The following is a 25,378-nucleotide window of genomic DNA, read 5'->3' as shown; positions in this document are numbered from 1 at the left end:
CAAGCCGCGGACGTAAGATCGCGTGAACTTTTTTGCTGCTCCACAGGAGCGTCGCCCTCCCGAATGCGGATTCGTTGAAATTTCAAAACAAGCTCTCAGCTCGCGTCGAAATGCAAGACCCCTTAAAAAACACGGCTTTCAATAGGCTGATGCCGCTTTTGTTGTTTGGCTCGTATGGTGCTCTGTGTCAGGGTTCTTGAAAAACCCATGTGGCGATTCAACGCGAGGAAAATCAAGGGTTACCATGAAATATGAAACACTGATGGCAGTCCTTTTTCTAGTGATACCCGGCTGTGGAAGAGTGACTGATCCACTTCCAAATTTAGTTTCAGTGTCTGGAACTGTTAGCTACGACGGGAAGCCGCTGGAACAGGGAGATGTCAAGTTTGTCCCAAAAGATCCGATCAATGGGGATGCTGCGATTGGAACGATCCGGAATGGAGCATTCCATATGGTGACAACGGTCTCTTCTCCGGGGGTACGTGTCGGAACGTACACGGTCGCAATAACGTCATATGACATGGATTCTGAATCGGCAAGGAAAATGCCATTACCCGGTGAGAACGTAAAAGTCCTCCCTGCCCTCATTCCGGAAAAATACGGGAATCCATTAACGTCGGGGTTTGTCGTCGAAGTTGTTCCAGGGATGAAATCACTCAGATATGATTTACAGTCTGATGGACGGCCTGGGAGCGATTCTTCCCGTTAGTGCGATGCGAAAGAAGACCTCCAAACGCACGACTTTTCGGTTGAGTCGACAGGGCAAAGGCAGTCGAAAATTGAGGACGTTCCGTGAAGACTCAGGCTGATCGACACGCAGAATTTACTCGCGAGTTTACCCAGCACGAGCCGGCCATTCGGGCTTATGTTCGAAGTCTTGTTCCGACACACAGCGATGCTGCAGACGTTCTACAGGAAGTTGCCGTCGTGCTTTGGGAGAGGTTTGACGACCTGCTGCCGGACTACAATTTCAAGTCATGGGCATTCGGGATTTGCCGGTACAAAGTTCTTTCCCGGTTGCGAGATCTTCGACGAAATCGGGTGGTTTTGGCGAACGACGTTGTGAACCTGCTCGCGGTCGCCGCCGAACAGCAGGAACAGCGGTTTCATCGAAAACTCGCTGCGCTCGAGTTTTGTTTTCAGAAGCTTCCAAAACAGGATCGAAAATTCCTGATTTCCGCATATCAGCCTGGAGTCTCCATCCAAAAGGCCGCCAGGATGAGCGGCCGCTCTGTCTCCGGCTTCTATCAGTGGGTACGTAGAATGCGTCATCAACTTTTGGAATGCATGCAGCGGGAGCAACACTCGGAGGAGCATCTACCATGAATTTTTCCGTCTTCGACGAGTTGGTCGACAGATACTCTGAGGGCCGGGCTTCTGCGACAGAAGTCGAGCAGTTGAATCAATTGATTCGAGATGATGAGCGTTCGCGGGATCGGTTTCTGGAGCTGAAATACTTTGACTCTGGAATCAGGGACCTGGTCGGGAAGATTTCGCACGCCCCCCTGGAGGATTTGCCACACAAGCGGGACGCTGCACACCGGCACGACGGACGGAGGCGCCTGCCGGTCGCATGGTGGTCGCTAGCCTGCCTGATTCTGCTGCTGATCACCTGCCCGTGGAGACTCTGGCTACCTGCTCCAAATCATTTTGCAGTGGTCGAGAGCTGTGTGGGTGACAACAGCCTTCAGAAAGGGATGCGACTCGATGGTCGTTGGCATTTCCTCAACAGCGGAACTGTCTCGCTGATCACGGCCAAAAAAGCTCGAGTCGTGATCGAAGCTCCCGCGCAGTTGCGATTCGAATCCAGCGATCGCTTGAATCTGGTGAGAGGACGACTGGCAGCTGATGTGCCCCCTTCAGCGAAGCGATTTACCGTGCTGACACCCTCTGGGAACGCAATCGATCTGGGGACGCGATTTGGTGTGGACGTTTCTCAGCAGGGAGATGCAGAGATTCATGTCTTTCAGGGGGAAGTGATCGCTGAAGTGCAGGCCGGAGGCAAAAACCGGAATCTCTTTCACGGAGACGCTGTCCATATGCATGCAGGCTTGGAAGCGTCTCGTTCTTTGCGATCAGGTGCATTCATCCAACCCAATGAGATTGCCTCGTTACACGCAGCGATCCAGTTGGGGCAGCAAACGAAATCAGAATCCATGCTGACGCGGTTGAGGCGGGATCCGTCGCTGATCATGCTGCAGGATTTTGAATTGGGATCGACGCTTGATGGCAGGTTTCAGCTTGTCCAGGGACGTTGGCCGGGATCCTGTGCATTGGAATTCGTCCGCGTAGGCGATCATTTGAAGCTGGACATTGGAGGAGATCAGCCCCATCCGCAGCTGACGATGGCGGTATGGACACGCCTGGATCATCTGACAGAGGAGTTGCATTCGATTCTGCACACCAATCGCTGGTTCGGCCCTCAAGATCAAGGCGCACTGCACTGGATGGTGACGCAGTCGAAAAGCATGCGACTGGCAATTCGAGACAACCGTCGAGTTCTGGGAAGCCGGGCGCATTCTCACGAAATCGAGTCGCAAACATCCGACTTGTTTGATCAAGGACGTTGGGTTCATCTGGCGGTGGTCTACGATTCGGAGCAAAAAGTGGCCCGGGTTTACATCAATGGCCAGAAGGATGGAGAAGTGAAATTTGACACTGCTCATCCCGGGCTTTTAGGCGCAGCGCAGATTGGCAACTGGGGCACTTATGATCGCCGACTCAGTGGCCGTATCGATGAAATGGTGATACTTGGTCGAGCCCTGAGTGATCGGGAAATACAAGAGCTTTATGATGCGGGTAATCCTTACGGCTAGAGTCTGTTATGGGCTTGAGTGTTGCGCCTTGAATCGCGCTGTCCAGTTGATGTCATGGACGCTAAAATGTTGACGAAAAAGAAGTCTCGACGAGAAATCAGCGCCAAAAACTGAGCGAGTCAGAATTAGGGTGACCCTCTGCGTCCATGCAGTTTTGGTCGATCACGGAGAGTCTCAGTGCGTCGTCGTCCCTTCGGTCCAATTGATGTGAACAAGGAGAAGTTCTGAAAGGAGCAGCAGTTGGGACAAAAAATTGCAAATCAAAAGTGCGCACGATGATCTGCACGACAAACTGGTGCACACGAAGATGCCACCCCAACGACACGTTGGCAGGTTCGATGGTGGCAGGTCGGCTCGAAAGTTGTTGCCGCCTGATCAGGAAACGGTGAACGCTCTGGGTCAAGCAGCCTTCCGCTCAAACCCCTTCACAAGCCCGCCCACGAACGATTTCACTTCGATCTCGTCGAGTCGTAGCGTCTCGACTTCCTTCGGTTCCTCTCTCACCGGCGGCAAATGTCCCCGACACATGTGACTTCGGTGCCGGTTGTAATAATCGCTGAACTCCGCGACGAGATGGTCCAAATGCCGTTTGCCAAAGATGATGAACTTCGACAGGCACTCTGTTTTGATCGTGCCGATGAATTTTTCGCAGCGTCCATTCAGATTCGGTGAGGTTTTCGGAAGTTTGTTCGTTCTCAGTCCGTGAGCCTTGAGAGTCTCCGTGAATTCCCTGCTGAACTTCGTGTCCCGGTCATGGATCACGATATCGGGTTTGTGCTCTCGCCCTGCAGTCTCGTCGATGAACTTCCTTGTTTGCTCGCAAACCCACGCTGAGGTCGGATGTTCTGTCGATTCCGAAACAATCACTTCCCGAGTCGAAACACACAGCCAAACCAGCACATACATGTCCCGGAGGCCTCGTCTGGTCACGGTCTTCACGCTGAAGAAGTCGGTGGCCCAGAGAGTCTCCTTGTGACGTTCCAGAAAGTTTGTCCATGAGTCGCTGGTTCGATCGGGGCCGGGTTGGATTCCTTCCTCCTTCAAGATGTTCCGGACGGTCTGCCGACTGATCTTTTTGATCCCCAGTTTTCGAAGTTCTCCCAGGATCCGGCTGTAGCCAAATCCCGTCACCGTCGCGATCTGGATCACAAGTTCCCGGATCTCTCTGGGCTTCCTCTGCCCACCCTTGGGAGTCTTCTTCCGTTTTGGAACGGCCTCCTCCCTCAGCCAGCGGTAGAAAGTTGAAGGAGACACGATCGTCAGCAGTTCCTCCACGGCCCTTCCGAGTGCTTTGCCGAACTTGATCAGCCTCTCACGCTCGGCAGGCTTCGTGTGAATCTGGCCGGGAACTCTCGCTCTGAGGATCTTGTTCTCTTCCTTCAAGAACTGGATGTATTTCGCCAGTTCCCGGTCGGTGGCCGAGGCGATCAGTGCGAGCAAGGGGTGAAAAATGAACGTCATCGGGCTATTGTCCGAATGTCTAATCTGGAATCAAGTTGCACATCCGTTGAACAGCACTACGGTCCTTCCGGCGAGGCATTTTTGAGGTCGGATTCTGCGGTGTCAAACCTCGACTGAAGAATGCTGATTGAAGCTGAGATCTGGATCAGGAACGGGATCCGGAGAGCGTCGAATCGGTCGGATTCAACCTGCTTTTAGAACGCTCTGAAGCGGCCAATTTTCGGTACTACTTGGTACTACTTTTCTGGCCTGGTACTACTTCTGTTTGCGTCTGAATGAGTCTGTTTGCGTCAGTTTGCAAAAGCAGGCTTTTTGAGATAACCTCTTGAAATCACAGTGTTTTACGGCCTTTTTGACTCACTTACGCACGCCGGCTACGGAACCGTTCCTGAAAGAGATTGTCAAGCGGGAAAGAGATTTCCTGGTGCGGGTCTGTAGTGCGATCCGCAAAGTTCCGGGCTTTGTTTTGAAGTTCATGGTGTGTGGACTGGGTTGCGTGTTGTTGTTAATGATCATCTCACCGGTTGTCGTTGCTACGGGATGTTGCAATCGTTCTTTTCAAACGCGATTGCTCCCCACACATTCCTTCGCGAGGCACGAGCCCTGATTCTCAGGGATCGCTCTGCTGTGATCAGCAGACGCGGAATTATCGAGATGCGAATTCCTCTCTGAAGAGTCTGCTCCATTCAAAGGGACGTGTCCTTCTGCTGTACCTTTTCATGTTCAGCAGCGACATCCACGGTTCCGTGCGAGCTGGACTGATCGGGAGGGATCTCAGGTGAATTGACTCACCTGGATCGAACAACCGGGTGAAGGTTTTTTGATGGGTCTCCTTGGTCAAAATGGTGATGAATGCTGATTCACTGCTGAAGACTTCAGGCTGCTGCGATGGCCCGGCACTCAAAGTAACTCTGCTGTTTGCTGAGGATGTGCCAGATGACCGTGGCCAGCTTCCGCATGACCGCGACTCGAGCTACCCCGCTCCCCCGTCGCCTCTTGATCTTCTTGTACCATTCCCGCAGCCGACCATCCTTGCGGAGCACCTGATACGTCACCTGGGCCAGCAGCCATCGGGCCGTGTTGTTGCCGGCTTTGGTGATCCTCCCCAGCCGCTGGTTGTTCTCGCCGCTGTTGCGACAGCCGGGAGTCAGTCCCCAGTAGTTCGCCAGGCTTCTGGCTCGGGGAAATCGTTTCACATCACCGATCCCGGCAGCCAGCGAGATCGCTGTGAACGCACCGATTCCCGGCATGGACTTCAGAAGCTGGGCATTCGGGTTGTCACGACCCCGCTGGGCGATCAGCTTCTCCAACTCCAGCAGTCTCTCCTGAATCTGCTTGAGATCCGCCAGGAGGAAGTTCATCTCCAGCCGGTCGATCTGGGGAAGTGCAATCTCTCTGAGCCAAGTGATGGCCTTCACCGTCGGAAAAGTCTTGGTCGGCAGTTCCCATTGCAGGTTGTGCCGCCGGAGGATGTGCTTGATCTTATTGACCAGCTGTGTCTGAGTCTGACCCGCTTCTTTGCGAAGCGTACTCAGCTTGCGATTCTCCTGTTCTGTCGTGCTGCAGATGGTCACCTGCCGGAGGCCGCGAACGGGTTTGCCTTCGAGAAACCGATCCCGGTTCACCCACAGGAGTTCACTCAGGGCCGCTGCATCACGCCGATCCGTCTTACAGCGTTTACGTTCTTCCGGCTGGATGAGGATCACCTTGTGACAGCGGTAGTCCCGCAGCATGCGAATCAGCCAGTCATTGAACCCGCAGACCTCCACCACGGCGATGAACTGTTCCTCGCTCTGAGCACACCGCCGCGTGAGCTGATCAAAGAACTCCAGGACCTTCTCGGGCTGCGTAGACACCTGACGGGCCAGCAGGACATCACCCTGCTGGTCACGAAGTGAGACAGTCAATTGACGGGCATGTTGATCGATACCAAGAAAGAGCATGACGCGGTTCTCCTGTGAGAAAAGGGTTGGGAAACTTCCACACTGGGAAATTCCGCTCCCAATCGCAATTACTCTTTCATCGATATCAAAGGGATCGTTCCAATACGCTTCCCATGGGGCTTGTAGATCGTTTTTGTCGTATATTCCACGTCCGTGTCGGAATCTTCGGACGTGCGATCTTTCGACTCGATGCAAATTTCATGGGATGTGTACCCCAATAGCTCCGGAGGTATGCAGTCTTTGTTCTCCAGATAGAATTCCATATTTTCAATCTCGATATAACATTGGTGCGAGGCCAAGGCAGCCTGAATTAGATGTCGGAAAGCTTCAGTCGGTTTGGAATCGAGGGCTTCCAATGTCGCTCGTCCTACCAGGTCCAGACATGCATTGACAGTTTTTTTATAGTGATGATCGAAGTCTTCTAAATCACAAGCCCCAATCGAAAGAGCGTAAAAGAGTAGAAATTTTGCGCCGACGAGGATGTCACGAACGGCGTCGACCAGTCGAGGATGAACGTCGCTGATGTCCTCCATTTCTTTCGGATCCAACTCGAACATTGCGTGAAGTTGCTCCAGCTGGGGAGCCGCCCATTTCAGAAAATCCCCCATCGCCTGTGCGAAGACACCAGACTCTGCATCATCTTGAAAGGTGTCCATCAGATTGGGACGCGGGCCCGCGATGGCCGTCTCGAAGGTCTTCTCGTCGATTTCCAGAGCCACCATCCGGTGCTTCAATGAATCAAGGCCATCTGGCAGCTGTTCGCCGGTGATGATGGCCAAACCCCGCGGCTTGTCGTGGGGCCTCAGGCTTCCGTCGCTGAAGCTCCGCTCCTTCCCCGTTCCGTTAACAATTGATCGGATGAGGTTTTCTGCCTTTTTGGCCTCTTCTCCAACGCCTCTGCTGCCAGGAATTTGAATAAAGTCGTCAATCACTACGGCCACGTTGCCTGAGCCAAAGAAACGGGCTCGAATTGCATTTTCCGTCGACTTGAAACTGGCACCGTCAGCCTCTTTCGCTCCGGGCACAAAAAATGAGAGCAAGAGGAGGCTGAAGACTGTCTTCAACGATCCCGTCTGGCCGTACAAAAATAACACGAATCGGGGATCTCGAATTGCCGCAAGGAACAGGAGTGGAATCGCTATGTAGGTCACGAGTGCATCGCCAACGCTCAGTAAGTCGAGCACTCTCTTCACGGCATCGCGGGCTTCTTCAGGAGTTTCCGATGTTAAGAGTCGATATCGCGAGAGCTGCTCCGACTTCACGAGAGTCACTTTAGTTATCTTGGGCTTCTCCTTCACCAAAATCGGAACATCGGAACAAGCTCGGTCAACATCAATGAGATTCTGCAGTTGCGATGTTCCGGTGGCACCTTCGTCGGAATAAGGGATTCTTGGGGTATCGGAACGGATCACACCTTCACCGTTGACGAACACATACTGACCATCCCAGATGTACCATCCAGTCGTGGCGACAATAGCCTCCCATTCGGCGTGGACGATGCTTCGCATCAGGTGCTGCCTCAGGTGAGCGAAAGCGCGAGGGGTTGGCGTTAGGGCGAATCCCGGAGGAGCCGAATTGAGAAACAGCTTCTCATCGTTTAATGCCTCGTAACTGAATTCAGCAACGATTTCTCGATCATCGACGCAGAAGCCAATTTTTAACTGAATCTGCCCCGATGTCACGGGGATTGGGATTCTCACCGATCTCACTTCGACCGGGTGGCTCCATAGTGAGGGGGCCGGAGACCTTTCGGTCTGCTGGTCATGCCGAGGTATTGTCGAATCGTCAGTATGCTCCTGCGACGAGTGATTGCCATCAGCTCGAGAAGAGATGTGTTTGCAATTGTTGATGCTATGGTAAGACATTTTAATCCTCATTCGGATAGATAGATGTTCGAACACTCAGGAATGGTGTTCGAAGAGGAAAGAAAAAAAGAAAATGAGTTATGCAGATCAGCGAATACGGGGTACTGACATGCGACTCAGGGCAGCCTGAAGCTGCTGAGCGGTGTAGGTCACACTGCGTCCCACCGCTGCGTGATCGAGCTTTAGCCGCAGCCGAGCGTCACGAAGAACATGCCGTTTGACGCCAATGCAGTCTGCTGCATCGGACTCGTTGAGAGCGACTCTCCCTACAGGCCAACCAAGCAAGATTTCCTGGACTTGCGATGCGGGTGGATCGGGAGAATCATGGACGCCGCAAGGCGATCGTGATTCATCCCCGATTTTCAAAGAGATTTGTTTTTGATGAGTCATTTTAACCTCGAACCGAAATGAATCGAGGCGTCAGGAAGCGACCAGCGGAACACCCGGCTAAGGACGGATTTCGAGACGCGACGATTGCGAAATCGTGATGTTGCGTCTCACGTCGATCCTGCTGGGGTGCAGTCGGAACAGCGAGTTTGAGCATCCTGCTCAGTGACCGCTGCCCTGCATCCTGTTTAGCATTGATGACGATTCAGATTTCGTCACCGGACAACGCGATCAAGTTCTCTCCAGAACCAACTGATTGTTGAATTCGGTCCGAAGAATTTCAAGATGAGTTTGCGAGATTTCTGAACTTCCGTTGTTTTGAACCTGAAATCTGCCCATCATCGACGTCGAGTCAGGCTCATTTCAGTAGAGCCAGACTTCCGTTTAGATCGTGTCAGGGGGCGGATAGGAAGCGGTTTGAATTACCCCGCCTTTCGCTCGAACCCTTTGACCAGTCCCCCCACGAACGACCGAACTTCGAGTTGAGCAGGACTGATCGTCTGTGTTTCCACTGGTTCTTCCCTGACTGGCGGGAGATGATCCCGCTCCATATGGCTGCGGTGGTGGTTGTAATAGTCGCAGAATTCCGCCACGAGATGATCCAGGTGTCGTTTGCCGAAAACGATGAACTTGGAAAGGCATTCCAGCTTGATTGTTTCAATGAATCGCTCACAACGTCCGTTTACACACGTTGTCAATTGCACCGGATTGTGATGGTGCGTGTGGAACTTTTCAGGTGGTGCATCCGTTTCATCCCTTCTCCGGCCGTGAGTTTCGGTTGGTGGCGTTTCGCCAGAACTGGGGTGAGGAGCGGGTGTATTTCTACCACGATGATCAGCGGCTGATCTCTGTACCGCTGTCGTGGACGTCGCTTGCGGCGGTGAACCCGTTTGTGGAATTGGCCGGCGGGCGGTCTGCGTTTCGCCTCAGTGAACTGTTGGAGCTGGCCGACCTGCTGGTTCGACTGCAGGAGGTGCAGTCATGAGCAGCCCCCTCTCCTGTCAATGTAATTCTGCCGTATCTGTTCACGGGATTTTGCCGCACAGGTGTGGGATGACATGGTCAATGATCAGGTCAATGTCGCATTCAATTGCAGATGCTCGTTGCAGATACGCACAAATTCGTATTGACACGCCAAGTATGTTAGGCATAATTGCATTAACACATTCCCTGCATCACTCAGGAGGAGGCCATGAGCAGGTCGGCGGAAGAGGTCAAGATCGAGGCGCTGCGGAAGTGGGGAGCACTGCACGCTTCGCCGGAGGATGTTGCCGACGAGTTGTTCCTCGCTCACGAGTTCTTCGATCCCCGCGACCTGGTGCAGGTGAAGTACGAGATGCTCCGCCGTGTCCAGCTGGAGGGACTCTCGGTCAGCGAAGCGGCCCGGCGTTTCGGGTTTTCCAGAACCGCGTTTTACCAGGCACTGGCCCTATTCGAGCAGCAGGGGTTGCCGGGACTGATTCCGCATCGCCCCGGTCCCAAGGGAGCACACAAACTCAACCAGGATGTCGTCGAGTTTCTGCAGCAGCAACAGGCCCGGAATGCGGCACTGCGTGCCGGCGAGATGGTCGAACTGGTCCAGCGCGAGTTCGACATCTCGGTTCATCCCCGCAGCATCGAGCGGGCGCTCCTGCGGGAGCGAAAAAAAGGGCATTCGACAGAACCGGAAGGGAGGTGATCCCGTCTCCTTCTCTTGAAACGGGTCTCCAACATTACGAACAACTGCGCCAGCAGGTGCTCATGGGAGTTGCTCTCACCTCGCAGCGGTGGGGATTGAACCTGCTGTTGACCCGGGGGCTGGCAGCCTGGATGCAAGCCTGGTCAGCAGAAGCAGCGAGTCCATCGCCAGCGGCCAGTGTTCCTGTGACAGGACAGCAGACCTCACTGGAGAGCGTCCCTCTTTCCGACCTGTTGCAGCAACAGTTGACGTCGGCATTGGTCGAGATGCTGCTGCGGCAAACGCCGGCATTGGCCTGATTCTCTGTTCGAATTCCCCAGGAAGGAGTGCGATCATGTCCCTGACAGCTCAGAAGGTGACCGCCGAGCATTTGCAGCGGAACGCTTATCTTTATGTCCGCCAGTCGACGCTCCGGCAGGTGATCGAGAACACCGAAAGTACCCAGCGGCAGTATGGACTGCGGCAACGGGCCGTGGCGCTGGGCTGGCCCGCCGAGCAGATCACCGTCATCGACAGCGATCTGGGAGAGTCGGGAGCTTCCACTGACCGGGAAGGCTTTCAGCAGCTGGTCAGCGAAGTGGGCCTGGGACGGGCGGGCATGGTGATGGGACTGGAAGTCTCCCGGCTGGCCCGCAATTCCAGTGACTGGCACCGACTGCTGGAAATCTGTGCTCTCTCCGGAACACTGATTCTGGATGAGGACGGCCTCTACGATCCCAGCCACTTCAACGACCGCCTGCTGCTGGGACTCAAAGGGACGATGAGCGAAGCGGAACTGCATGTCCTGCGGGCGCGGTTGCAGGGCGGGTTGCTGAACAAGGCCCGCCGGGGAGAGTTAAACTTCCTGCTGCCCGTCGGGCTGATCCGCGATCATCAGGATCGGGTCATCCTGAATCCGGATCAGCAGGTCCAGCAGGCCTTGCAGCTCTTGTTCGAGACCTATGACCGATTGGGAACGGCGACGGCCGTCGTGCGGTTCTTCCGCGAACAGGGACTGCTGTTCCCCCGCCAACTGCAGCGCGGGGTCCGGAAAGGAGAGATCCTCTGGGGACCACTCGAACACAGCCGGACGTTGCAGGTGCTGCACAATCCACGGTACTCCGGGACGTATGTCTATGGCCGTCATCGGGTCGACAAGATCGGCTCGCGAAAAACTCCGGTTGCTCTCAATCCGGAGGACTGGCAGATTGTCATTCCCGATGCCCATCCCGGTTACATCAGCTGGCCGCAGTTCCAGCAGAACCTGCAGCGGCTACGGGAATGTTCTCAGGCTTATGGCCGCGACCGACGACGCAGTCCTCCCGGACAAGGACCAGCACTGCTGCAGGGACTGGCGGTCTGCGGAATCTGTGGTCAACGCATGACGCTGCGTTATCACACCCGACACGGCCGGGAACTGCCCACATATGTCTGCCAGCGCGACGGGATCGAACATGCCACGTCCCCCTGCCAGGCGATCTCCGGTCAGGTCATTGATGACGCTGTGAGCGCGTTGTTGCTGGAACTGATGACGCCGCTCACGCTGGAAGTTGCCCTGGCGGTGCAGCAGGAACTGGAGCAACGCCTGGAGGAAGTCGACCGGCTTCGTCAGCAGCACGTGCAGCGGGCCCAGTACGAAGCGGACCTGGCCCGCCAGCGATACATGGAAGTCGATCCACGGCATCGGCTCGTTGCCGATTCACTAGAAGCAGACTGGAATGAAAAATTGCGGAAGCTCAGCGCAGCTCAGGAAGAGTACACCAGTCAATCGGCCCGGGACCGCCTGCTGCTGGATGAACAGACGCGCCAGAAAGTGCGGCAACTGGCCAGTGACTTTCCGGCGGTCTGGAACGATCCGCACACGCTTTATCAGGACCGCAAACGGATGGTTCGCCTGCTCGTGGAAGACGTCACACTGCTGAAAGGGGAGCAGATCACGGTGCAGGTTCGATTGAAAGGAGGTTCTACCCGAACCCTCTTAGTCCAGCCCGCCCTCTCTGCCGGCAAAGCCCGTCAGACTTCCACCGAGGTGCTCCGCGAACTCGATCGCCTGCTGGATGAACATCCTCCCGGCCAAGTGGCGGAGTTGTTGAACGCGAGCGGGTTCCAGACCGGAGAACGACAGTTCTTTACCACCCGGATCGTCGTCCGGCTCTGCAAGGTCTATCACCTGAAAACCCATTACGATCGACTGCGCGCTGCCGGCAAACTGACGCATCAAGAACTCGCCACTCAGCTTCATGTCGCTCCGCAGACGATCAGAATCTGGGCGCACCATGGACTTCTGCAACGCCACGTTTATAACGATAAGCAGGAATGCCTGTACGACCCGCCCGACGCCGCGACACCCGTCAAAAGCCAGGGCCAGAAACTCTCAGAACGACAACGATTTCCACCACTCAACCCCCACCGTAACAATGAGGTGCATGATGCCACATGATCCTTCAAATTTGGCGAGGTTTTCGGGAGTCGGTTCGTCCTCAGACCATGAGCCTTCAAGGTATCCGTGAATTCCCGGGTGAACTTGGTGTCACGGTCGTGCATCACGATATCGGGTGTGTGCTCTCGTCCCGCCGTCTCGTCAATGAACTTCCTTGTTTGCTCGCACACCCAGGCTGACGTCGGATGTTCTGTGGATTCAGAGACAATCACTTCCCGAGTCGAAACGCACAGCCAGACGAGGACGTACATACCCTGAGGCCTCGTCTGGTCACGGTCGTCACGCTGAAGAAGTCGGTCGCCCACAATGTCTCTTTGTGGCGTTCCAGGAAGTTGGACCAGGAGTCGCTGGTTCGATCCGGTCCAGGCTGAATTTCCTCTTCCTTCAGGAACTGGATGTACTTGGTCAGTTCGCGATCCGTGGCAGAGGCAATCAGCGCGAGCAACGGGTAAAAAATGAAGCCCATATCGGTATGGTGGCAATCTGTAATTTGGAACGGTGTTGCAATTTCGTTGAACAGCACCTTGGACTGGGTTTTGGGCAAAAATCATTGGATCGAAACCGGGTTTCTGGAGCTGTCACGAGGGGGCTGATTCGAGTGGCTGGCGAACGAGAATCGGATGCTTTGAGAGCATCGATTCAAGTCCCTCGACTGGCATCTCATGCAGGGTGCAGGTGGTCAGGAGGCCCAGGAATCTCCTCGCTTCCCTGATAGAGTGATACAGAATTCATTCGAAATGGTTAGAAACCATTCGAATTCCTGGAAACCGAGTGAGCCTGTCAGCTTGCGTTCACGGTCGTCCGAAGTGGCATTCCAGAAAAAACTTATCGCCAAGAAGAGCTGCGACAAAACCCCTGTAAGAGCGATGGCCTACGGAATCGAAGGCTTCACGGCGGCAATGAACTGTTTTCTGCGTGAACACCTGAGGGCCAGCAGGACATCACCGCTGTGGTCGCGAAGTCAAACAGTCAGTTGACGGGCGTGTTAATCGATAGGAAGAAAGAGCATGTGGTGGTTCGGCTGTGACAAAAGGGGTGGGACACTCCCACAGCGTGAAAGCCGGCTCAACTTCGCAATAGCTTTTTAACCGGTATCACAGCGGAGCTCTAGCGCATCGATTCCTCCGAATCAAGAAGAGTTTTCAGCAAGGCAGAATCGGGCTTCCGTTTCGTAATGGAACTTCTGCAGCGGGGCCGGGCATGTCAAAAACGCGCATCGACATGTCTAAGGCAATCATTCACACCGATATAGATTGCTTTGGATCTTAAAGAGAGTATCGTGCTGTTCGCCTTGTGAAAATAGCAGCAAACATCAATCCGAGCATCAATCCAAGTGCTTCCGAACCTGCCCCAGATTATCAACCGGCGTGCACAAGGGCGCATCGCATGTCAAAAATCACCAAGGATTACTTTCGATATCTGCATGTGAGTCCTCATGATCAGCTGTGGGGGTTGAATGTCACAGGCGTCGGTGCGATGGCGATTGGGCCGCACGATTCATACCCCCCGGCTCAACATCCGGACGTTTATCAGTTCTCCTGGCCGCAAAAGCGGGTGCTCTCGGAGTATCAACTTCTGTATCTGCCTGTAGGTGAAGGCCAGTTCGAATCTGAAGCGGGTGGTTCCCATCGAATCACCGCAGGCACGGTGTTGTTGACGTTCCCGGGAGACTGGCACCGCTACCGTCCATGCCCCCAGGTGGGATGGCAGGAATATTGGTTCGGCTTTGTGGGTGAGATTGCAGATCGCTGGGTTGAACAGGGGATCATCACCCCTGAGAAACCGATTCTCCGGGTCTTTCAAAGCAGTGATCTTCAGCGAACATGCGAAGCTGTGCTCACTGCTGTCCGGGATGAACTTCCGGGAATGCAACAAGTGCTTTCGGGCGGAGTGATGTCAATTCTCGGGATGGCTCTGGCGACCGAGCGTATTGGGGTGCGGGGCGATCGACACGCTTTGGCCATCAGACAGGCAAAGCAGATTCTTTCAAACTCTTTTGAAGCACCTGTGTCTATCGAAAAACTGGCAGCACGATGCCATTTAAGTGAGGCCCAGTTTCGACGGGTATTTCGCCAGCACACTGGGGTCTCACCGAGTCAGTTTTCCATTCAGATGCGTGTGATACAGGCCAAGGAACTACTCAGTGGCACGGACATGTCGATCAAACAGATCGCAGCCAAGCTGCAATTTGGCGATCAGTTCCACTTTTCGAAAACATTTCGCGGCCTGACCGGTATCTCCCCCAGTCAGTGGCGCGGCAGCGCACAGACAAAGAATTGATGTTATGGCGTCACTCGCCCACCATTACAGGATCGCGCGACAGCAATTCGCTGATCTTGGCGTCGACACAGACAGCGCGATCGATCATCTCAAAACGATCTCGGTTTCACTCCCCTGCTGGCAGGGAGATGATGTCAACGGCTTTGAAGAACATGCGATTCAGGGGGGCGGCATTCTGGCGACTGGCACTTATCCTGGACGCGCACGATCACCTGATGAGCTGCGTGCCGACCTGGATGCCGCGTGCTCCCTGATTCCGGGGCCGTGTCGAGTGAATCTGCATGCAATGTATCTTGAGCAGTCCGGTTCCCCTGTGGACCGGGACGAAATCCGTCCAGAACATTTTGAGCGGTGGTTGCACTGGGCTCAGGAAAGAGGGTACGGCATTGATTTCAACCCGACGTTCTTCGCCCATCGACTTGCAGAGGATGGTTTCACCCTCACGGCCCATGACGAGAAAGTGCGGCAATTCTGGATTGATCACGGAATCGCATCCAGACGGATTGCAGCCCACTTCGGAAGATCACTCGACGGCGAGTGCATCAATAATGTCTGGATTCCCGATGGCTATAAAGATTTTGTCGTCGACCGGAAACGATCGCGTGAGCGTCTGGAAGATTCCTTAAATGCCATCTTCGCAGAACGATTTCAGAACGGGGAAATGCAAGACTGCGTGGAATCGAAGTTGTTTGGCATCGGTTCAGAAACTTTCGTTCCCGGCTCCCACGAATTTTATCTTGGGTACGCCATTCAGCATGGAACGATGCTGTGTCTGGACCAGGGGCACTTCCATCCTACCGAGTCGATCGCGGACAAGATTTCATCAATTCTGCGGTACGTCCGTCGATTGTTGCTGCACTTGAGTCGAGGAGTGCGCTGGGATAGCGATCATGTCGTTGTTCAAAATGATGAAACGACTGCGGTCGCACAGGAAGTCGTCCGCGGAGGCTATCTCGACCGTGTGGCTGTCGGTCTGGATTACTTTGATGCCAGCATCCACCGCGTGGCTGCCTGGGTCATCGGAGCACGGGCGGCACTTCAGTCATTTCTGAAAGCGTTGCTGGAACCGATCGGAACCCTTCGAAAAATGGAACAGTCTGGCGACTTCACCGCACGACTGGCATTCCTGGAACATCAGAAGGAACTTCCTTGGGGGATCATCTGGAATGAGTACTGTACGCGACAAAATGTTCCCGTCGGCTGGGCATGGTTTGATGTGGTGAGACGTTATGAAGAACAGGTGACAAGCCGCCGTGCAGGAGCAATCGCGCGCGGGTCGCGATTGCAGGTCGCCGAACTGTCATAGATGAATCGTCCAACCTTGAATTGAGATTCTATGAGCCTGCAGGGTGTTTCGTTGGGAGTGTTGCTGCACGCCATCGGCGGTGTGGCGGCTGGCAGCTTTTACATTCCCTACAAGCAGGTACGCGGCTGGGCATGGGAAAGTTACTGGATTGTCGGCGGAACGTTGACCTGGATCATCATGCCCTGGCTCATTGCGTGGGTCACGGTGCCTGATCTGATCCTCGTCTTGAGGACAGCCCCTCCGGGCAGCATTGCGATGACTTTCCTGATGGGAGCGATGTGGGGAATCGGGGGTCTCACATTCGGTCTGTCGATCCGTTACCTGGGAATCTCCCTGGGAATGGCGATCTCTTTGGGGACGTGTGCGGTGTTCGGAACATTAATTCCTCCATTGTGTGACGGCACTTTCATGACGCTGCTGAGCAGTTCTTCAGGAACTTATCTCCTGACCGGTCTGACGGTCTGTCTGGGAGGGATCGTTCTGTGCACCATTGCAGGGAGTCGGCGCGAACAGGAGCTGGCAATCGATCGAGCGGATGAGAAAAGCACTCGTTACTCCAAAGGGATCTGGGTCGCCACTTTCGCGGGAGTGATGAGTGCCTGCTTTGCACTGGCAATCATGTCTGGAAAGCCGATTGGCGAGGCTGCCGAACGGCTGGGAACAGATCCGTTTCATCGCAATGCACCGGTGCTTGTTGTCCTGTTTACCGGGGGCTTTCTGTTGAACCTGACGTGGTGTCTGGCTTTGAACTTTCACAATGGAACGATCAGCGACTATGTCCACTGCTGTGAGGCGCCGCTTTGGCGAAACTATGTGTTCTCTGCGTTGGCGGGGACGATTGCCTATCTGGAATTCTTCTTTTACGGCATGGCGACAACACAGATGGGGCGCTACGACTTCTCCAGCTGGACGATTCATATGTCGTTCGTGATCGTCTTCAGCAATCTGTGGGGGATCTGGTTCCGCGAATGGTCGGGTACCTCATCACGCACCCGACTCCTGAATTACTGTGGTCTGTGTGTGCTCGTGGCATCCACGATCATTGTCGGATACGGCAACTCTCTGACAGTCTTCACGCTTCCCATCGGCCCAGAGCTTTGAATGTCACCTATGACGCAACTTGTCACAAAATTCGACCGCAACGGTCATGCGGGACTCCACCGGGATTTGACGGTCCGGATGCCCAGACCCCTCATCGGCTTGCTTCCGACAGGGCATTACTATTACTGGAAACAGTATCCGGAGCTGCGGGAACGGGGGCTCAGCATGTACGCCAAACTCCGCCAGCAACTTTCGGAAATCGGGAACGTTGTGGCTCCGGAACTTGTGGATACCGCGGAGAAGGCTCGCGCTGCCGGGGACTATCTTCAACGCGAACGTCCGGACATTCTTCTGGTCTTTCCGTTCGGTTACACGCCGGGCATGTGCGTGCTGCCGGCCGTCGAAGGTCTGGATGTGCCGATTCGTCTGGTGAACGCCCACGAGGATGCGGCGTACGATTATCAATCCGCGGACACGGCGGAGTATCTCCACCATGAGGGGCCATGCTGTGTTCCAGAATACGCCGCCGGGCTGGTTGCCATGAACCGGAAGTTTCGCGTGCGGAGTGGACCATTCAACTCGCGCCGACTCTGGGATGAACTGCGGGCGGACTGCCAGGGCGCGGCAGCAGCTCGAGCTTTTCGCCAGCAGCGTGTCGGCCTGATCGGCCAGACGTATACTCATATGGTTGATATGCCATTGGACGAACACCGACTGCTCCGCGCGACAGGACATATGCTGGTTCGTCCGGAAGTCGAAGAGATTGAAGAAGCGACCCGCAGAGTCTCGGCCGGACAGCTGGAGGAGATGTACAGCCGACTGCGTGAACTTTATGAAGTCGACTCCACCGTCACGAACGGACATCTGCGTCAGTCTGCCCAACTCGCGGTGGCCTACGAAGAAGTGATCTGTCGGCATGGGATTTCAGCATTCGGATACTACTGGTGGGGTGAAAAGCCGTCGATCACCAGTCTTCGTGCTGAATCGGCGCTCGCGGTCTCCCGGCTGAGCTCCATGGGGCATCCGGGAGTCACCGAGGGTGATGTCCGCACTGCAATGGCGATGAAGATTCTGGACCTGCTTGGTGCCGGGGGGATGTTCCTTGAATTTTTCTCCATGGATTACGAAGAGAACTTCGTGATGATGGGACATGACGGTCCCAGCAATATCAATGTCGCTGATGGACCGCCCCGGTTGCAGCATCTGAACATTCATCACGGCAAATCGGGAGAGGGACTTGGCATCGACTTTCAGGTCCGACAGGGGCCGGTCACACTGGTCAATCTGACGCAGTTTGATGCCGGCGAGACGTTCAAGCTCGTTTACACGGAAGGAGAAGTCATTCCGGGCGAGATTCTGCGGATCGGAAACCCCAACTGCCGCGTGCGGTTGAATCAGCCGCTCCACCAGTTCTTCGATGCCTGGTGTCAACAAGGACCTTCGCATCATGTCGCTCTGGGGATCGGACATCTCGGCCCCCAGCTGGAGTCGCTTGCGGAAGCAATGCGATTTCGAGTTACTCGGATTTGACAGAGCGGATTGCTCAAGCAAGGGATCGGTAATGCCGGACAATTCGACCAGCGTCCTGACTCGACTCGCAGCCCTGGTGCTGGCTGTCCTGTGTTGTTTCGCCTTCCAGGCTGCTGCTGAGGAGGATGCAGCGCACGCGTTTCAGCTGCCCGCTCCCGTGAGTGGTGAAGTTCAATTTCAGCGGGATGTCATGCCGATTCTGGTTCGTCGCTGTGTCCTGTGCCATTCCAGGGAACGCCACGAAGGGAATCTGCAGCTTTCTTCTCGAGACGATCTCTTGAAAGGGGGAGACTCTGGAGCGGCTGTCGTCGCAGGACGAAGTGAGGAAAGTCTCCTGATCCGGCTGGTCGCAGGGGCAGACCCCGAACGCAGGATGCCGCTGAAAGGAAAGCATCTGACGGACAGCGAGGTCGGTCTCTTGCGAGGCTGGATCGACCAGGGGCTGGCGTGGGATTTCGAGGGACCACTGACAGCGCGGCAGGGGCTGGCCAGCCTGGCTCCTCGTCATCCCGAACTCCCCCTGGCACTCTCTGATGATGCGAATCCGATCGATCGGCTGTTACAGCCGTATTTCGACCGTCACGGGATTCCCGCGGAAGCACCCGTTTCGGATTCTGTGTTCATGAGACGTGTTTTTCTGGACCTGGTTGGACTTCTTCCGAGCCCGGATCAGCTGGTTGACTTTGAACAAGACCAACATCCCCAGAAGCGGGATCAACTGATCCGCCAGCTGCTCGATGACCAGACCAACTTCACCCTGCACTGGATGACGTTCTGGAACGATCTGCTCCGGAATTCGTATCGGGGCACGGGGTTTATCGATGGCGGTCGCGTGCAGATCACCGGGTGGCTGTTCGCCGCGCTGTACGAGAACAAGCCCTACGACCAGTTTGTCCGCGAGCTGATCCAGCCCACGCCGGAAACGAAAGGGTTCACGAAAGGGATTCGCTGGCGCGGAGTGGTCAACGCCAGTCAGATCCCCGAAATGCAGGCAGCCCAGACCATCAGCCAGGTCTTTCTGGGAACCAACCTCAAATGCGCTTCCTGTCACGACAGCTTCGTCGACTCCTGGAAGCTCAGCGACTCCTACAGCATGGCGTCCATCTTCAGCGAATCCCCACTGGAGATTCATCACTGCGACAAACCCACAGGCCAATCGGCATCACCCGCCATCCTGTTTCCGGAACTGGGGACGATTGATCCGGAGGCTGCGGTCCCCGATCGGTGCCGTCAACTGGGGGAACTCATCACCTCTCCCGCCAACGGACGATTCAGCAGAACGATTGTCAATCGGCTCTGGGAGCGGCTGTTCGGTCGCGGAATCATTTCTCAGCTCGACAACATGGACGAAGAGCCGTTTGACTCTGATCTTCTGGACTGGCTGGCGAGTGACTTCACGGAACATGGCTACGATCTGAAGCGGACGCTCCAACTCATCTGTACCTCTCAAGCTTATCAGCGGGCCTCTGTCGCAACGGCATCCACTGCGACAGACGGTCCATTTCAGGGGCCGTTGAAACGCCGTATGTCCTCGGAACAGTTTGCCGATGCGGTGTCTCAGCTGACCGGGGTCTGGCCTCAAGAGACACCCGGCATGCTGGAACGCGATGGCCGTGGTCAGGGAGGTCAACTGGCTGCGGTTCGCACCGAACTGGAAAAGCGGTCTCCCGAAGCGGTTTCACAACTTCGCATTCGCGCCGGGCTGGTCGATGCGGACTCGCTACAGACCGCATTCGGCCGGCCCAATCGCGAGCAGGTCGTCACATGTCGCGAGTCGCTGGCCACTCCGCTGCAGGCGCTGGAATTGACGAATGGCAAGACTCTCGATGCCATCTTGAAGGCGGGGAGTAGTCACTGGCAGGAGCGGTCGCTGCCGGACTCGGTGCTGGTGAATGATCTCTTCCTCACCGCGTTGGGGCGGGAACCATCACCGGATGAGTTGAGAATCGCACTGGAATGCTTGGGCAACCCGGTGCGCGCAGAAGGCCTTCAGGACTTTCTTTGGATCATCACCATGCTTCCGGAATTTCAGCTGATCGAATGAGTCAGAACGGATGCCTCATTGAACTCGACACCGTGAGACTGGATGAAGAGAGGCCTTTGATGAGTTTGCTTGATCGCCGTCAATTTCTGAAATCGACCCTCGGCACGAGTCTGGCAACCGGGCTTGTGAGCCCACGTGGTGTCCGCGCACTTCGGGCGGACGCCGCTTCCGCCCCGACCGCGAAAGCCGATACACTCATCCTGCTGTGGATGGCAGGGGGCATGGCCCATTCCGAAACGTTCGATCCAAAACGTTATACCCCGTTTGAAGCGGGAATGAAGAGCTCGGAGGTGTCCAGCACATTTCCGGCGATTGAAACCGCAGTCGATGGAATCCAGATCAGTGCTGGTCTGGAACGCATCGCCAGTGTGCTGGATCGCGGAACTCTCATCCGTTCCCATATCGTGCCGACGATGGGGAAGATTCTTCATGCACGGCATCAGTACCACTGGCACACGGGCTACGAGCCGCCGATGACGGTCGCGGCCCCGCATCTGGGGGCCTGGCTGGCGAAGATCCTGGGCCCGCGGGATCCGGCCATGCCTGCATTCATCGACATCGGGCAGCCCTATGAAGGAAACGGCGAAGCAGAAGAGCTCAAAGCCTTCCAAACCGGAGGATTTCTCGGAACAGAATTCGGACCGTTTCGAGTTCCAGATCCCCAGCAGGCGGTGAATACCGTGCGTCCTCCCACAGGCATGAGCCGCGAAAGGTTCCGCGCCCGACGGGACATCTACGCCCGGATGGTCGCCCTGCAACAAGCATCGAACAACACCGCTGACCTTCAGCGGGATGCGTTGCTGCAATCCCTGGAAAGTGCCTACCGGTTGCTGGAATCACCGGCCAGTCAGGCGTTTGACCTGTCCCTGGAACCGGTTGATTCGTACGAAAAGTACAACACCGGAAAGTTCGGGCTGGGGTGTCTGCTGGCTCGCCGATTGACGGAAGCAGGAGCACGATTCATCGAAGTCACGACGGAGTTTGTTCCGTTTCTGGGTTGGGACAATCACGACAATGGCCACACGAGATTGGTCGACATGAAGAAATCGATTGATGGTCCCGTTGCCCAGCTGGTGCTGGACCTGGAGGAGCGAGGGCTCCTGGATCGAACGTTGATTGTCCTGGCCAGTGAATTCAGCCGCAGCATGCTCATTGAAGGGAAGGCCGATGCCCGCGTCCCCGATCAGATCGTGCAGCCCGAGGTCATTGAAGAACCGAAATACTATGGCCTGCACCGCCATTTTACCGGAGCGGGGAGCGTCCTGATGTTCGGAGGAGGGATCCGGAAAGGGGCCCTTTATGGACGAACCGATGACGAAGCCCCGTTTGCCGTGGTAGAGAATCCCATCACCGTCACCGACCTGCACGCGACGATGTATCACGCCCTGGGGATCTCTCCGAAATTCTCGCTGGATGTGGAACAGCGACCGTTTTATGTCACGAAGGATGGCCTCGGGAAACCTGTTCTGGAATTGTTCGCATGAAGGACTCCTGTGCGCCCCGCACACTCCGTGTGTGGCGAGTCGTCTCACATTCAGGTTGATGAAACGGGACGTCGACGCCCCGTGATGAATGATCGATATGAAAGTCCCCGCCCGCTGCTTACTGATTATCCTGGTGATCGCAAGTTCTCTCCCGGAACTCGCGGGGTCTGAATCTGCCTGCGGTCTGGAGCTGCCCTCGCGATTGCGCTGTGAATCTCTGGAGAACCCACAAGGGATCGATGTGCCTCAGCCGCGCCTCAGCTGGCAGCTGCAATCCTCCGGGCGTTCCCAGCGGCAGACCGCGTATCAGATCCTTGTCGCCTCATCTCCGGATCTGCTGGCGGCCGACCGGGGCGACCTCTGGGACAGCGGAAAAGTGAACTCCGGGAAATGCAGCCTGATTCCCTATCAGGGAAATGAACTGCGCAGCGGGCAGGCTCTGCACTGGAAGGTCCGGGTCTGGGATGTCAAAGATGTCGCGAGCGGATACAGTGCCCCGGCGAAGTTCTCGACCGGGCTGCTCGATCCCGAAGACTGGGCTGCAAAGTGGATTGCGTCGCCTGAGGAGGGTTCGCCCCTGATGCGCAAGTCGTTCGTTCTCGATCGGCCTGTCCGCCGTGCCGTACTGTACATCTCCGGGATCGGATATTGCGAACCGTATCTGAATGGAGAAAAAGTGGGAGATCATGTCCTTGATCCATCCAGTACGTATTACACAAATGACCAACCCTGGCCCCTGACCGACCGCGTTCTCTACGTCACTCATGACGTCACGCAGATCATCCAGCCTGGGGAAAATGCCCTCGGAGCGATGCTCGGGCATGGGTGGTACAGTGCTGATCGTACCCCGCCCGGTCGGCAGGTTTACGGAGATCGACCTCGCCTGCTCGCTCAGCTGATCATTGAGCATCCAGAAGGGGAGCCTACGGTCATCGCGACAGACAACACCTGGCAATCTCACCCCGGGCCGGTCACGGCCAACGAGATCTGCCTCGGGGAAGACTACGATGCCCGTCTGGAATCCCGAGGCTGGAACACGCCGGCCGCACTGACTTCCGATTGGCGACCGGCCATCGAAGTGGAGGTTCCCAGTCCGAATCTGTCCGCTCAAATGCTGCCCCCTTGCCGCGTCGTCAGCAGTCTCCCCGCTGTGAAACTGACAGAGACGGCACCCGGCGTGTACCTGTTTGATTTTGGACAGCACTTCAGCGGATGGACGCAACTTAAGGTGACTGGTGATCGCGGAAGGGTGGTCACACTGCGACATGCGGGAGCAGTGTTCCCCGATGGAAGTCTCGACACCCGCAGCCACTATGCCGCGACGCAGACAGATCAATACACCCTGCGGGGGAATGCGGACGAAGTCTGGGAACCTCGCTTCACACTTCACGGGTTCCGGTATGTTGAGATGAGAGGCTTTCCAGGGACGCCCACTCTGGAAACACTCGTGGGGCGACACGTTCGCAATGCTGTGGAAATTTCGGGCACGTTCGAATGTTCGAATCCACTGCTCAACCAGTTGCAGTCCAATATTCAGTGGACTCTGGCGACCAGCTTTCAGGGGATTCCACAGGATGCCGCGGAACGTCCCGAGCGGATGGGCTGGCTGGGCGACACCGGATTCGTGGCTGAGGAATATTTTGTCAATTTCGATACAGCGGCCTTCTGGACGAAATGGCTGCAGGATATCCGTGATACCCAGCGCCCCAATGGTGATGTCTCGGTGATCTGTCCCATTCATCTGGGGAGAGTTCCGGGACTGCCGGAGTCGAAGGCCTGGAGAGGCGCCCCCGACTGGACCAGCACCTATCCGCTGCTGGTGTGGTACATGTACTGGTATTACGGGGACCAGCGGATCGTGGAAGAGCATTACGAGCCGCTGAAGAGACTCGTTGCGTGGTATGAATCACAGGCAGATGACGGCATTCTCGGGAGTGTTCTGGGGGACCATATGGAGCCGCAGGACGATGGCAGCGGCAGCTATCTCCCCTTGCGGACGCCCGCTGATCTGACGACCACCTGCTATTATTTTCGGGTCGTCACCGTTCTGCAGCAGATGGCACAGATGCTCGGGCACACTGATGATGCTGCCCATTATGTAGATCTCGCGAAGCGAATTCAGACCGCTTTTCACAGCCGGTTCTTCAATGCCGCCACGAACGTGTACGGCACCGGAAGCCAGGCATCTCTCGCAGTCCCGCTCGAGATGGCGATCGTCCCTGCGGAGTTTCAGGCCGACGTGCTGCAGGCACTGATCCACGCGATTGAAGAAAAGGACGATCATTTTTCGACAGGAATCATCGGAACACGCGGAGTGTCCGAAGCTCTGTCACGACACAACCGGTCGGACGTCATGTTTCGCCTCGCGACCCAGACCACGTACCCCAGCTGGGGAGACCAGATTCAAAAAGGAGCAACATCCATCTGGGAGAGCTTCGGCGGGGCCTATGCGAACACGCAGCACACTCACAGCCTGAATATGAAAATGTTCTGCAACGCGTCGAAATTCCTTCACCAGGAACTCGCCGGACTCGCCCCCACCGAAGCCGGTTACAAACGGGTCCAGATTCATCCGCAAGTTGTGGGAGGGATGATCAGTGCCAGTTCCACCCAGCAGACACCTCAGGGCCGGTTTCACGTGGCATGGCGGTCGCAGCCGGAAACGTTCGAGTTGCAAGTGACGATTCCCCCGGGAACAGTCGCTGACGTCAAGTTGCCAGTCGGATCACTCGAACACGCCTCAGTCATGGAAAGCGGACAAATGATCTGGACTTCGGGAAGTCCCCACCCAGGTCCCGCCGGAATCCACGCCCTGCAACGTGGGGATTCAACCATCGATTTAACAATCGATTCGGGGACGTATGCATTTTCAGTCAACAACGATCGATGAGAACAAAAATCCTGACATTGAGTTCCAGTTCGACTCGCGAGTGGCGATCAAGAACATTCCGCAGCTCCACTCCCCTGACGAGCAAGTGGGATGGAAAAGATGCGCGAAAGGATGTCGTTTTCGCTTACCTCTCGAGAAACCTTACTCTGCGTTTCAGTCACCGAATTTATAGTTTGCAGGTGTTTTGAATCCGACATCGTTAACCTTACCTGGCGGGCTCATCATTTGGGGTGG

General features: G+C 55.7%; 19 protein-coding genes. 14 read left to right on the top strand and 5 right to left on the bottom strand.

Annotation, left to right across the window (positions count from 1 at the left end):
• Positions 1-244 precede the first annotated feature (244 nt).
• The 3 genes from SH661x_RS13845 to SH661x_RS13835 all read left to right on the top strand — a co-directional run bounded on the left by SH661x_RS13845 (position 245) and on the right by SH661x_RS13835 (position 2,816).
• Positions 245-709: a hypothetical protein gene (locus SH661x_RS13845; protein WP_437222419.1), complete on the top strand. Its 465-nt coding sequence runs from the start codon at positions 245-247 to the stop codon at positions 707-709.
• Between the two features lie 83 nt (positions 710-792).
• The gene (locus tag SH661x_RS13840) at positions 793-1,326 is read left to right on the top strand and encodes a sigma-70 family RNA polymerase sigma factor (protein WP_437222417.1); all 534 of its coding nucleotides are present in this window, start codon (positions 793-795) and stop codon (positions 1,324-1,326) included.
• Entirely contained in the window at positions 1,323-2,816 is a 1,494-nt protein-coding gene (locus tag SH661x_RS13835; protein WP_437222415.1) for a LamG-like jellyroll fold domain-containing protein, read from the top strand. The genes SH661x_RS13840 and SH661x_RS13835 overlap by 4 nt, the downstream gene beginning before the upstream one ends.
• 399 nt (positions 2,817-3,215) lie before the next feature.
• Here SH661x_RS13835 and SH661x_RS13830 read toward each other — a convergent pair whose 3' ends face one another.
• From SH661x_RS13830 to SH661x_RS13815, 4 genes are all read right to left on the bottom strand, one after another.
• Positions 3,216-4,277, bottom strand: a complete 1,062-nt coding sequence (locus SH661x_RS13830) for an integrase core domain-containing protein (RefSeq protein WP_437222412.1) — start codon at positions 4,275-4,277, stop codon at positions 3,216-3,218.
• 875 nt (positions 4,278-5,152) lie between these two features.
• Entirely contained in the window at positions 5,153-6,220 is a 1,068-nt protein-coding gene (locus SH661x_RS13825; RefSeq protein WP_437222110.1) for an IS110 family transposase, read from the bottom strand.
• A gap of 68 nt (positions 6,221-6,288) precedes the next feature.
• Positions 6,289-7,902: a hypothetical protein gene (locus tag SH661x_RS13820; RefSeq protein WP_437222410.1), complete on the bottom strand. Its 1,614-nt coding sequence runs from the start codon at positions 7,900-7,902 to the stop codon at positions 6,289-6,291.
• Positions 7,903-8,894: 992 nt separating this feature from the next.
• Positions 8,895-9,176 carry an integrase core domain-containing protein gene (locus SH661x_RS13815; RefSeq protein WP_437222407.1) on the bottom strand — a complete coding sequence of 94 codons (282 nt, stop codon included), beginning with the start codon at positions 9,174-9,176 and terminating at the stop codon, positions 8,895-8,897.
• A 32-nt stretch (positions 9,177-9,208) separates the two neighbouring features.
• Here SH661x_RS13815 and SH661x_RS13810 point away from each other — a divergent pair, with 32 nt between their 5' ends.
• From SH661x_RS13810 to SH661x_RS13795, 4 genes are all read left to right on the top strand, one after another.
• Positions 9,209-9,457, top strand: a complete 249-nt coding sequence (locus SH661x_RS13810; protein ID WP_437222405.1) for a DUF5372 family protein — start codon at positions 9,209-9,211, stop codon at positions 9,455-9,457.
• A 207-nt stretch (positions 9,458-9,664) separates the two neighbouring features.
• On the top strand, positions 9,665-10,150 hold the full coding sequence (locus tag SH661x_RS13805) for a helix-turn-helix domain-containing protein (RefSeq protein WP_437222403.1): 486 nt from the start codon (positions 9,665-9,667) through the stop codon (positions 10,148-10,150).
• Positions 10,147-10,449: a hypothetical protein gene (locus tag SH661x_RS13800; RefSeq protein WP_437222400.1), complete on the top strand. Its 303-nt coding sequence runs from the start codon at positions 10,147-10,149 to the stop codon at positions 10,447-10,449. Before SH661x_RS13805 ends, SH661x_RS13800 begins: the two co-directional genes overlap by 4 nt.
• 35 nt (positions 10,450-10,484) lie before the next feature.
• Positions 10,485-12,569 (top strand): recombinase family protein, encoded by a 2,085-nt coding sequence (locus SH661x_RS13795; RefSeq protein WP_437222397.1) that lies wholly within the window; start codon positions 10,485-10,487, stop codon positions 12,567-12,569.
• Positions 12,570-12,777: 208 nt separating this feature from the next.
• On the opposite strand, the gene SH661x_RS13790 is transcribed toward SH661x_RS13795, so the two are convergent.
• The gene (locus SH661x_RS13790; RefSeq protein ID WP_437222394.1) at positions 12,778-13,035 is read right to left on the bottom strand and encodes a hypothetical protein; all 258 of its coding nucleotides are present in this window, start codon (positions 13,033-13,035) and stop codon (positions 12,778-12,780) included.
• 920 nt (positions 13,036-13,955) lie between these two features.
• On the opposite strand from SH661x_RS13790, the gene SH661x_RS13785 reads away from it, so the two are divergent.
• The 7 genes from SH661x_RS13785 (at position 13,956) to SH661x_RS13755 (ending at position 25,144) form a co-directional block, all read left to right on the top strand.
• Entirely contained in the window at positions 13,956-14,849 is an 894-nt protein-coding gene (locus tag SH661x_RS13785) for an AraC family transcriptional regulator (RefSeq protein WP_437222391.1), read from the top strand.
• A gap of 4 nt (positions 14,850-14,853) precedes the next feature.
• Positions 14,854-16,155, top strand: coding sequence for an L-rhamnose isomerase (locus tag SH661x_RS13780; protein WP_437222389.1), 1,302 nt, complete (start codon positions 14,854-14,856; stop codon positions 16,153-16,155).
• A 30-nt stretch (positions 16,156-16,185) separates the two neighbouring features.
• Positions 16,186-17,256: an L-rhamnose/proton symporter RhaT gene (locus SH661x_RS13775; protein WP_437222386.1), complete on the top strand. Its 1,071-nt coding sequence runs from the start codon at positions 16,186-16,188 to the stop codon at positions 17,254-17,256.
• A gap of 78 nt (positions 17,257-17,334) precedes the next feature.
• On the top strand, positions 17,335-18,726 hold the full coding sequence (locus SH661x_RS13770) for a hypothetical protein (protein WP_437222383.1): 1,392 nt from the start codon (positions 17,335-17,337) through the stop codon (positions 18,724-18,726).
• A 31-nt stretch (positions 18,727-18,757) separates the two neighbouring features.
• Positions 18,758-20,770 (top strand): PSD1 and planctomycete cytochrome C domain-containing protein, encoded by a 2,013-nt coding sequence (locus SH661x_RS13765; RefSeq protein WP_437222380.1) that lies wholly within the window; start codon positions 18,758-18,760, stop codon positions 20,768-20,770.
• A gap of 59 nt (positions 20,771-20,829) precedes the next feature.
• Entirely contained in the window at positions 20,830-22,254 is a 1,425-nt protein-coding gene (locus SH661x_RS13760; RefSeq protein ID WP_437222378.1) for a DUF1501 domain-containing protein, read from the top strand.
• A 97-nt stretch (positions 22,255-22,351) separates the two neighbouring features.
• On the top strand, positions 22,352-25,144 hold the full coding sequence (locus tag SH661x_RS13755) for a family 78 glycoside hydrolase catalytic domain (protein ID WP_437222375.1): 2,793 nt from the start codon (positions 22,352-22,354) through the stop codon (positions 25,142-25,144).
• Positions 25,145-25,378 lie beyond the last annotated feature (234 nt).

This window comes from Planctomicrobium stercoris, from assembly GCF_051465655.1.
Taxonomy (GTDB): Bacteria; Planctomycetota; Planctomycetia; order Planctomycetales; family Planctomycetaceae; genus Planctomicrobium.
Note: the sequence above shows the minus strand (reverse complement) of the source record. Positions and strands in the feature narration are given on the sequence as shown.

Coding starts and splice junctions, on each gene's coding strand:
- SH661x_RS13845 (WP_437222419.1), top strand. CDS start 245: ATGAAATATGAAACACTGATGGCAGTCCTTTTTCTAGTGATACCCGGC.
- SH661x_RS13780 (WP_437222389.1), top strand. CDS start 14,854: ATGGCGTCACTCGCCCACCATTACAGGATCGCGCGACAGCAATTCGCT.
- SH661x_RS13830 (WP_437222412.1), bottom strand. CDS start 4,277: ATGACGTTCATTTTTCACCCCTTGCTCGCACTGATCGCCTCGGCCACC.
- SH661x_RS13755 (WP_437222375.1), top strand. CDS start 22,352: ATGAAAGTCCCCGCCCGCTGCTTACTGATTATCCTGGTGATCGCAAGT.
- SH661x_RS13805 (WP_437222403.1), top strand. CDS start 9,665: ATGAGCAGGTCGGCGGAAGAGGTCAAGATCGAGGCGCTGCGGAAGTGG.
- SH661x_RS13760 (WP_437222378.1), top strand. CDS start 20,830: ATGAGTTTGCTTGATCGCCGTCAATTTCTGAAATCGACCCTCGGCACG.
- SH661x_RS13765 (WP_437222380.1), top strand. CDS start 18,758: ATGCCGGACAATTCGACCAGCGTCCTGACTCGACTCGCAGCCCTGGTG.
- SH661x_RS13835 (WP_437222415.1), top strand. CDS start 1,323: ATGAATTTTTCCGTCTTCGACGAGTTGGTCGACAGATACTCTGAGGGC.
- SH661x_RS13825 (WP_437222110.1), bottom strand. CDS start 6,220: ATGCTCTTTCTTGGTATCGATCAACATGCCCGTCAATTGACTGTCTCA.
- SH661x_RS13790 (WP_437222394.1), bottom strand. CDS start 13,035: ATGGGCTTCATTTTTTACCCGTTGCTCGCGCTGATTGCCTCTGCCACG.
- SH661x_RS13775 (WP_437222386.1), top strand. CDS start 16,186: ATGAGCCTGCAGGGTGTTTCGTTGGGAGTGTTGCTGCACGCCATCGGC.
- SH661x_RS13795 (WP_437222397.1), top strand. CDS start 10,485: ATGTCCCTGACAGCTCAGAAGGTGACCGCCGAGCATTTGCAGCGGAAC.
- SH661x_RS13770 (WP_437222383.1), top strand. CDS start 17,335: ATGCCCAGACCCCTCATCGGCTTGCTTCCGACAGGGCATTACTATTAC.
- SH661x_RS13785 (WP_437222391.1), top strand. CDS start 13,956: ATGTCAAAAATCACCAAGGATTACTTTCGATATCTGCATGTGAGTCCT.